The sequence below is a fragment of the Coleofasciculus sp. genome, assembly GCF_046565525.1.
Taxonomy (GTDB): Bacteria; Cyanobacteriota; Cyanobacteriia; order Cyanobacteriales; family Coleofasciculaceae; genus Coleofasciculus.
In genome coordinates this window covers 143,940-151,197 of record NZ_JBKHUP010000003.1, presented here as the reverse complement: position 1 = coordinate 151,197, position 7,258 = coordinate 143,940, and the positions used below count along the sequence as shown (strand labels likewise).

Below are 7,258 nucleotides of genomic sequence, written 5' to 3'. Positions count from 1 at the left end.
AGGTTTAAATCTCTTTGGGCAAAAAGTTGACCTTGTAAAGAGAGATTATTAGCGGTTAAGGTTAAATCTTGCCCAACCTCTAAGTTCCCAAAATTAACAATAGAAGCATTTGCCGGATTTTCCCCATATTGCAATCCCGGCGTTACATTAATGGTGAGTATTGGTGGAGCTTGGGGATTGCTAGCGCTAAAAGTCCAGCCATTCTCAAATATCACCGCATCGGCTGTGCTTGCCACAAAGGAACCCGCTACATCCAGACGCGCCTGTTCACCAAAGATAATCCCATTGGGATTGAGTAAATATAACGACGCACCTCCGTTTACTCCCAATGTTCCCAGAATATCCGATATATCATTTCCCGTCACTCGGCTGAAAATCGTTTCAATCCCCAAGGGATTGGCAAAATAGACGCGCCCGCCTTCTGTGATATTAAATTCCCCAAAACTGTGGAACAAATTCGTGTCGCGAATCGCCCCCCCTTCAATCAAATCGGCGGGTAAGCCTTTTATCTCCACATTCGGTGTCACGATAGACTGTTCAACACCTAAGGTAGTATCGGGTTGAATCTGCGCCAAGGTAGGTGAGGCGACGGATGCGATCGCGCCCCATCCCGCTATAATCAGGCTTAACCCCCATGGTCTATGCCATAATTCCTGGTTTGCCATATCTTGAGATGGTAGATGATATTGGAAAGGTTATCATTATACCTTAAATCAATAGTTTATATGGCTCTTCTTTGACTTCTCCCGCGACTAAAGTAGGCGGGATTTTAACTTCGCTATCTTGTAAGACAGTTCAACATCAAAGGAATTATGGCAAGTCAACTACTGCTCCCACTCTACTGGAACAACTTTGATCTCCTGTTCATTGTATGCGTTGAGGCAAGCCCGTATATGTCCACTTGACTGACGTATGCCTAGGATGTGATACTTATAGTCCTCTCCATACTCTGTTCGGGCTATCTCCACTGCTTTGGCTTCAACCGCCGTATCGGGTGTAAAGTAGAAATACCTGATGATAAGAGGTCCCACGGCGAGTGATATCCCCAGGATGAATGCAAGCCTCACCCAGAAGGCAGAATGAGAATGACCCGCTCTAACCAATGCTGACACTACAGGTGCTGCACGCAGTTGTGTGTAGACCCAGAAAGCAACAGCAGCCCCCATAATCTTAACGAGGATCGGCATAAAATTGTCAACCGGATGAACGCGAAATGCAATTCCCAAAAGTTCTGTTGGAAACAAAAAGGGAAGCCGTATCAGGTTACTGAGCAAGTAAGGAACAGTAAAGGCAGCATACCACGTAGCGATGGGAACGAGTTGCAGGTTGCCCCGAAGGAAGAATACACCTAATGCCACTAAGAGTGTGGAGCCTGATGTGTAAGGGGTGGGACTTGGATTTGGATGTGATGATAATATACATACTGGATCATCAAGCGTAGACCACCAAAAATACACGAACTCTAAAATCCCAACGCCGATTAAAACAATACCGACCCGCGTCAAAATAGAGCGATAATTTTCCATTTGTGTTAACGGCTAATGATTCAAAGAGAGAGTAAAATAAATCCAATATATTGCACCCATCATACAATTTATGAACTAATGCGATCGCGTCCTTGAGATAACTTCAGGTTAACCAAAGACAACCCCAGAATAACCAGGAACAGCACTAATCCCATCGCGCAAGCATAACCAATTTCCAAATCAGAAAAGGCTTGCTCATACAAATAATAGACCACCGTTTTGGAACTATTGCGAGGTCCGCCTTGGGTCATGATATAAACTTCTTCAAAGACCTTAGTCGCCGAAATAGCCGAAATTACCGCAACTAACGCCAAATAGGGGCGCATTAAAGGAACTGTAATATCCCAATGTTTCCCGTACCCATCCGAACCATCCAACGCCGCCGCTTCATAGAGTTGGTTGGGGATCGATTGCAAACCTGCCAGATAAATCACCATATAGTAGCCTAACCCCTTCCACACGGTTACTGCCATGACACTAAAAATTGCCCAATCTGGACTTGTCAACCAGGGAATTCCCTCTTTGAATCCCACCAAAGTGAGTATCTGATTAAATAAACCATTTTCTGCATAAAGCCACCGCCAAGCAATTCCCGCCACCACCATAGAAATCACCACGGGTGTATAATACGCCGCCCGAAACCAACTTATTCCACGCAGTTTCTGATTGACTAAAATGGCTAGTCCTAAGGGGAGTGTGACTAAAATTGGCACGACGCCAATCAGATATAACAACGTATTCCCCACCGTTTGCCAAAATACTCGATCTTTCCCCAAGCGTTGCAGATTCTTCAAGCCTACCCATTCAGGCGTTTGGGTCAAATCATAGTCGTATTGAGTAAAACTTAAGTAAAAGGCTTGACAAGCGGGCAAAAATACTGTTATCGCCAAGATGACCAGAGCCGGGAGCAAAAACAGGTACGGGGTTAACTTGGGCGGGATGACAATCGAATCCTTTAATTTAAAAAAAGTCATAACTCATAAAATACAGAAACCGTAGGGGCGCACCGACGTGCGCCCATTGCCAACGTGCGCCCATTGCCGACGTACACCCATTCTCAACGTGCGCTGATTCTTAAATTATTAAGGAAAAAGAAAGGATTAGCATTATACGGTAGCCTAGTTAACAGTTTCCTATTCTTAACCTTAGTGTAATCTTATTATTTACCTCACCATAATCCAATACGCCCTTAGTTGATCGGGCGGTGTGGGTGAGCAGGTGTAGGTTTTCTCGTCTAGGAAAGTCTCAGTGTAAACCTTTGTCTCAATCCTTGATGTCTGTGCCATTTGTCCTAGATGGGAGGTTGCTGACACAAACGTTTGCAGTAAGCGATGCGATCGCATACAGCACGCTTAGGTTCAATCGCTGTATTTTTCACGGTGCTATCTATCATCAACATCAGAACTATTTCATTCCTCATCCTTAAGAGGGAATTTCCCAGGACAAGACGTTGGAGTTATATGCAGCCGTGAAACATTTAGAGGTAAGCTACAGCCATTTATTGGAAAAAGATACACCACGAGAGCCAGAGACAAACGTACTGGAGCTTCTGAGTGTCCCGACACATCCATACAGAGGAGACAGCGACACCCTATCCTGGCAAACGCTAGTGCAAGCCATTCCCCTACCCTTGGTGATTGCCCGGTTAAAGGATGGTGTGATTCTGTATGCAAATGACCCTTACAGCTCAACCTTTGATCGCCGCCGCAAGAAGAGTTCCAGCGTCAATGAACCCATTTGCGATCGCCAAACCCTATCCTTCTATCACGATCCCACCCAACGACAAATAATATTACAGATATTAGTTAGCCAAGGCTATTTGCGGGATTACACCGTCAAAATGCCGAGTCGCGAGGGCAAGCCGATTTGGAGCCTAGTTTCGCTACAACGGTTAACATTTAAAGGAGAATCAGCCTTTGTGGCAATTTTCCAGCCGATTACACACTACCCCTATCGCCCCGAATCCCTCCCCCCCTTACCTGCATCACATCCGCAAACAGCTACATCACCTCAACCAACACGCCGCCAGTTAATTGCCAATGCCGTGTGTGAACAAGAGGTCAAATTTTGTACCTTAGCCGAAACCATTTCCGCCGCTGCCTTAATCTACCAAGGCAATCAGTTGGTCTATGTGAATTCCCTAGTCTGTGAAATTACAGGATACAGCCAATCTGAATTGTTAACCATGGATTTATGGGACTTGCTGCATCCGAGTAGCCACGCCTTCATGCCCAAAAAATCCCTGAGTGAATGGAACGAGAGGGAATCACAACGTCGCTATGAGGTGCAAATCCTGACCAAAACCGGTGATAAACGCTGGCTGGAGATGAGTACCCGGATCATTGAATTTCAAGGGAAACCCGCCCTACTGTTAAGTGCCTTTGATATCAGCAATTACAAACAAGCCGAAGCCGCTTGGCAAGAAAGTCAACGCACCCTAGCCACGCTGATGAGCAATTTCCCCGGGATGGCGTATCGCTGTCGGGCAGATAGTCAATGGACAATGGAGTTTGTCAGTGAGGGCTGTTTTAATCTACTCCACTACAATCCCCGTGATTTAATCGAAAATCGGGCATTAGTGTTCAGCGACGTAATTCATCCAGAAGATCGAGAACGGGTGAAGCAGGATGTAAAAGCCGCCGTTACCGAAAAACGACCCTATCAAATAGAGTATCGGATTACCACAGCAACCGGAATTCAGAAGTGGGTTTGGGAACAAGGTTGCGGCATTTTTTCTCGCCACGGAGAGTTGCAGGCTTTAGAGGGCTTTATTACCGATATCACCGAGCGCAAGTGGGCAACAGACGCCCTGGAACTTTTGCAAACTATGACTCAGGCGATTGGTGAAGCCCCAGATTTTCAGTCAGCCTTGTATGTCACTTTGAGTAAAGTGGGGGAAGCTACCCATTGGGATTTGGGCGAAGCTTGGGTCAAACGTGGTGATGGTAAGGTTTTAGAATGTTCCACGATTTGGCGTAGAAGGGAGGAGATGCCTCGGAAAGCACAAGGCACAAATCAGAGGTTCCCAAGGAAGGAGCAAGGTGGAAAGGTAAAAGGAAATGATAACCGGCGACAAGGATGTGATCGCAACTCCACTGGCACAGATAGAGTGGCAATGTCCCCCTATCCCCCTAGCTTGGCGTCTGATACATCAACCTTGGCAGACTTTTGCCAATATAGTCCCACCTTTACCTTCGCTTTAGGCTGTGGACTACCGGGACGAGTTTGGGCATCCCGTCACCCAGAATGGATTCCCGATGTTTCCCGTGCGAATCATTCGGTGTTTGTGCGCTCATCTTTGGCAAAATCCTGTGGTTTAGGGGCTGGCTTGGCGGTGCCAATTATGGCTGATGACGAGGTTCTGGCGGTGTTGACGTTTTTCCGGCTTGAATCACGGCAAACGGATCAGCGATTGGTAGACTTGATTTCTACAGTAGCCGCCCAATTAGGGGTAGCGATTGAGCGCAAACAGGCGGAAGTGGCGCTGCGTTCCTCTGAGGCGGAGTTGCGGGCATTATTGGCGGCGATGACGGATTCTATTTTTGTCTTGGATGAAATGGGATGTTTCCTGAAGATTGCCCCGACGAATCCTGAGCCTGTACTGTTGCCTAAGAATGCTTATGAATTGGTTGGCAAAACCTTGCATCAACTCTTTGCCCCGGCTCAAGCCGATCAGTTCTTGGTGTATATTCAGGAAGCGATCGCGACTTGTTCGCGTGTGAATATTGAGTATAGTTTACCCGTGGGCGATCGCGACGTTTGGTTGGCGGTGACGATTTCCCCCACGTTGGCAGACTCAGTGGTTTGGGTAGCACGGGATATTACCGAACGCAAACAGGCAGAACAGGCGTTACAACAGGCAGAGGCTAAATATCGCAGCATTTTTGAGAATGCCTTGGAAGGAATTTTCCAATCCACGGCTGATGGGCATTATATTAGCGCCAATCCAGCACTTGCCCGTTTATATGGCTATTCCTCTCCCGATGAATTGATGGCGCGACTGACGGATATTGAACATCAGCTTTATGTTGATCCCCAGCGACGGACTGAGTTTAGTCGGCTGTTGCAAGAAAATGATGCGGTGGCTGATTTTGAGTCCCAAGTCTATCGCAAAGATGGCAGTGTGATCTGGATTGCCGAAAATGCCCGTGCTGTTCGCGATACGACGACAGGGGAATTGCTGTATTACGAAGGCACCGTCGAAGATATCACTGAACACAAATTGGCAAAAGACCAACTGCAAGCCCGGGCATTTTACGATACGTTGACAGGATTGCCTAATCGTGCTTTATTTATGGATCGCTTAGGTCATACTGTAGAGCGAGCCAAACGGCATCCTACCTATCGATTTGCCCTACTATTTTTGGATTTAGATCGCTTTAAAGTGGTCAATGATAGTTTAGGGCATTTGATTGGGGATCAACTGCTGATTGGCATTGCCCGTCGCTTAGAATCCTGTTTGCGGACAGAGGATACAGTGGCTCGGTTGGGTGGGGATGAGTTTACTATAATGCTAGAGGATATTGAAGACATTCACCATGCTACCCGGGTGGCAGAACGAATTCAGCAAGAATTGTCAGCCCCGTTTAATTTAGATGGACATGAAGTCTTTACGGGGGCGAGTGTAGGGATAGTCTTAAGTCGGGAGATCCGACAGGAGGGGGATATCACCCACTATGATCGCCCAGAAGATTTATTGCGGGATGCTGACACGGCACTTTATCGGGCAAAAGCATTGGGGCGATCGCGCTATGAGGTATTTGACCTCACCATGCACCAAAATGCCCTCAGCGTCTTGCAGTTGGAAACTGAGTTGCGGCGGGCGGTGGAAAATCAGGAATTTGAGGTTTACTATCAGCCGATAGTATCTCTCTCGACTCATCAGATTGCTGGGTTTGAGGCACTATTGCGCTGGCATCATCCCACGCGAGGATTAGTCAACCCCAGTGAATTTATCCCCATGGCAGAGGAAACGGGATTGATTATTCCCCTAGGCTGGTGGATGTTGCGCCAAGCCTGTCGCCAGTTAGAATGTTGGCATGAGGGGGTTGAGGATAGTTTTCAAACTGGAGAGGTTAATCATCAATTGACGATTTATGTCAATCTTTCCAGCAAACAGTTCTTACAACCCGAACTCCTAGAACACCTCGACGAAATTCTGCACCAGACGCATCTGCATCCGCGTCATTTAAAGTTGGAAATTACTGAAAGCTGCTTACTGGCAGATCCACAGACAGCAGAAGAGCGGCTCAAACAATTGCGCGATCGCCAGATTGGTTTATGTATTGATGATTTTGGCACGGGTTATTCTTCCTTAAGTCATTTACATCGATTTCCTATTGATACGATTAAGATTGATCAGTCTTTGATTAGTAATATTGGCATAGATAAAGGAGGGAATACTCAATCCGGTATGAGCGATCGCACCAAAGGCTTACCCCTGCAAATCGTCCGCACGATTATCATGTTGGCAGATAGTCTGGGAATGCAAGTCATTGCCGAAGGGGTAGAAACAAAGGAGCAATTGACTCAACTACTGACGCTCCATTGTGACTATGCTCAAGGGTATTTATTTCAAGTACCATTAGATGCGTTAACGGCGGGAAAACTTCGAGAAACAATTTAAGCAAGAGGAGGCGATTGAAATCGCTGCTACACAAACAAAGTCCGCCTGCGCGGACTAGGTTATAACGGGGGTAGCTAATCCGGAGTTAGTCTTAACCCTCCAATCC

The 7,258-nt window shown here is 46.8% G+C and carries 4 protein-coding genes; 1 reads left to right on the top strand and 3 read right to left on the bottom strand.

The window, feature by feature from the left end:
- From ACLGGO_RS01960 to ACLGGO_RS01950, 3 genes are all read right to left on the bottom strand, one after another.
- On the bottom strand, positions 1–665 hold a 665-nt coding region (locus ACLGGO_RS01960; protein ID WP_446418080.1), incomplete at its 3' end, for a filamentous hemagglutinin N-terminal domain-containing protein.
- A gap of 159 nt (positions 666–824) precedes the next feature.
- A complete protein-coding gene (locus tag ACLGGO_RS01955; protein ID WP_446335574.1) occupies positions 825–1,526 on the bottom strand; it encodes a hypothetical protein in 702 nt (233 codons plus the stop codon).
- Positions 1,527–1,594: 68 nt separating this feature from the next.
- Positions 1,595–2,500 (bottom strand): carbohydrate ABC transporter permease, encoded by a 906-nt coding sequence (locus ACLGGO_RS01950; protein WP_446335575.1) that lies wholly within the window; start codon positions 2,498–2,500, stop codon positions 1,595–1,597.
- Positions 2,501–2,976: 476 nt separating this feature from the next.
- On the opposite strand from ACLGGO_RS01950, the gene ACLGGO_RS01945 reads away from it, so the two are divergent.
- Positions 2,977–7,152, top strand: coding sequence for an EAL domain-containing protein (locus ACLGGO_RS01945; protein ID WP_446418079.1), 4,176 nt, complete (start codon positions 2,977–2,979; stop codon positions 7,150–7,152).
- The last annotated feature ends 106 nt before the right edge of the window (positions 7,153–7,258 follow it).

Coding starts and splice junctions, on each gene's coding strand:
- ACLGGO_RS01955 (WP_446335574.1), bottom strand. CDS start 1,526: ATGGAAAATTATCGCTCTATTTTGACGCGGGTCGGTATTGTTTTAATC.
- ACLGGO_RS01950 (WP_446335575.1), bottom strand. CDS start 2,500: ATGACTTTTTTTAAATTAAAGGATTCGATTGTCATCCCGCCCAAGTTA.